Genomic DNA, 2520 nt, shown 5'->3' with positions numbered 1-2520 from the left:
ATGGCGGGCGGCTGCCCGCCATGGCCCGGTCGGACGGTGGTGGCACCCGCCCGTGGGGTGGCGGTCATGGGCCTTTCCACGGAGTCGGCCCGACCGCCCGGACGCGGTCCTTGGCTGTGTGCGGCGCGACACCGCACCACGTGAGGCGGCCACTCCCGTCACTTCGTACTCCCCGGTAGCACCTCGGGCCCCTGAGCCGCGGACCTCCGCGGCTGAGGGGCCCGTTCGTTATCAAGCGGCGGCCTGTTGCCCCTTACGCGACGGTCCCGTGCGCCTTACTCTGATCACCACCCCGTTAGTTACTCGCCAGTTAAACAAGCAGGCCGAGCGGGAAGAGAAGCAGGAATCCCCAAGCAGCAGCAACCAGCAGCCGGTCATAGCAACGCCGCAGGCCCGGAGGACGTCGTGAGCGACAATCTGACCTTGATCGATAACCGGCCGCCCTCCGTGGCGACCCTCTTCCTCGACCGCGTGGCGGCCACCCCGGACGGGGAGGCATACCGCTATCCGGTGCCGGCCCCGTCGGGGCAGGGGCCCGACGAGTGGAAGTCGCTGACCTGGGCGCAGGCCGCGGAGCGGGTCCACGCGATCGCCGCCGGTCTGATCGCTCTGGGTGTCGGGCCGGAGGAGCGGGTCGCCCTCGCCTCCTCCACCCGGGTCGAGTGGATCCTGGCCGACCTCGGCGTGATGTGCGCGGGTGCCGCGACCACGACGATCTACCCCTCCACGAACACGGAGGAGTCCGCCTTCATCCTGGCCGACTCGGACAGCCGCGTGCTGATCGCCGAGGACGCGGCCCAGCTGGCGAAGGCCCGGGAGAGCCGTGCCGGTCTGCCCGGTCTGGCGCACGTCGTCGTCATCGACCCGGCCGGGGCCGGGCCCGTGGAGGGTGACCCGGAGGGCTGGGTCCTCACGCTGGCCGAGCTGGAGGACCGCGGCGGCGAGTACCTGGCGAAGAACCCGGAAGCGGTCACCGACCGGGTCGCCGCGATCACCGCGGACCAACTGGCGACCATCATCTACACGTCGGGCACCACCGGCCGTCCCAAGGGCGTGCGGCTGCCGCACGACAACTGGTCGTACATGGCCAAGGCGACCGTGGCCACCGGGATGATCAACGCGGACGACACCCAGTACCTCTGGCTGCCTCTTGCCCACGTGTTCGGCAAGGTGCTCACGTCCGGCCAGATCGAGGTCGGTCACGTCACCGCGGTCGACGGCCGGGTCGACAAGATCATCGAGAACCTCCCGGTGGTCCAGCCGACCTACATGGCGGCTGTCCCGCGCATCTTCGAGAAGGTGTACAACGGGGTCGCCGCCAAGGCGCGGGCCGGTGGCGGTGCGAAGTACAAGATCTTCCAGTGGGCCGCAGGCGTGGCCCGCGAGTACGCGACGGTCTCGCAGGACAACTTCCGCCGGACCGGCAACGCCTCCGTGCCGTTCGGGCTCAACGCCCGGCACAAGGTCGCCGACGCCCTCGTCTTCGCGAAGATCCGTGAGGCCTTCGGAGGGCGGCTCCGCGCCTGCATCTCCGGTTCCGCCGCTCTCGCCCCCGACATCGGCCTCTTCTTCGCCGGGGCGGGGATCCACATCCTGGAGGGGTACGGCCTCACCGAGTCCAGCGCCGCCTCCTTCGTCAACCGGGGCGAGGCCTACCGCACCGGCACGGTGGGCAAGCCGCTCCCCGGCACGGAGGTCCGGATCGCGGAGGACGGCGAGATCCTGCTGCGCGGCCCCGGCGTCATGGAGGGCTACCATCGGCTGCCCGAGAAGACCGCCGAGGTGCTGGAGTCCGACGGCTGGTTCCACACCGGTGACATCGGTGAGCTCTCCCAGGACGGCTACCTGCGGATCACCGACCGCAAGAAGGACCTGATCAAGACGTCCGGCGGGAAGTACATCGCGCCGGCCGAGGTGGAGGGCCAGTTCAAGGCGGTGTGCCCCTACGTCTCCAACATCCTCGTGCACGGCGCGGACCGGAACTTCTGCACGGCCCTCATCGCGCTCGACGAGCCCACGATCCTCGGGTGGGCGCAGGAGAACGGCATGGGCGGCAAGCCGTACGCGGACGTGGTGGCGTCGCCGCAGGCCGTGGAGCTCATCGAGGGATACGTGAAGCAGCTCAACGAGGGCCTGCAGCGCTGGCAGACCATCAAGAAGTTCCGCCTGCTGCCCCGCGACCTCGACATCGAGCACGGTGAGCTGACCCCCAGCCTCAAGCTCAAGCGGCCGGTCGTCGAGCGCGAGTACCAGGACCTCATCGACGACATGTACGCGGGCTCTCGCGAGGCCTGAGCCGGTTCGCGGCCGGACGATGTGCGGGGTGGGCCTCTGAGCCGGTTCGCGGCCCGGGGTGCGCGGGGTGCGGGTGCGGACCGGCGCGGTCCGGCGGGCCGGACCGGCCCGGGCCCCTTCCGGGTCGGCACACCCACGCCTCCGACCGGGGCGGGGAGGCAGGCGCAGGCGGCGGACCGGCCGACGGATGCGCAAGCCCTCGGCGCCAGGCCCGCTCCCTGCGCT

At 70.9% G+C, this 2520-nt stretch carries 1 protein-coding gene; it reads left to right on the top strand.

What is annotated here, in order from left to right; translation table 11 throughout:
- Positions 1-405 precede the first annotated feature (405 nt).
- Entirely contained in the window at positions 406-2295 is a 1890-nt protein-coding gene (locus ABZ371_RS31590; RefSeq protein WP_358686152.1) for a long-chain fatty acid--CoA ligase, read from the top strand.
- Positions 2296-2520 lie beyond the last annotated feature (225 nt).

Source organism: Streptomyces sp. NPDC005899, from assembly GCF_040629645.1.
Classification (GTDB): Bacteria; Actinomycetota; Actinomycetes; order Streptomycetales; family Streptomycetaceae; genus Streptomyces.
This window is presented reverse-complemented; position numbering and strand designations above follow the sequence as displayed.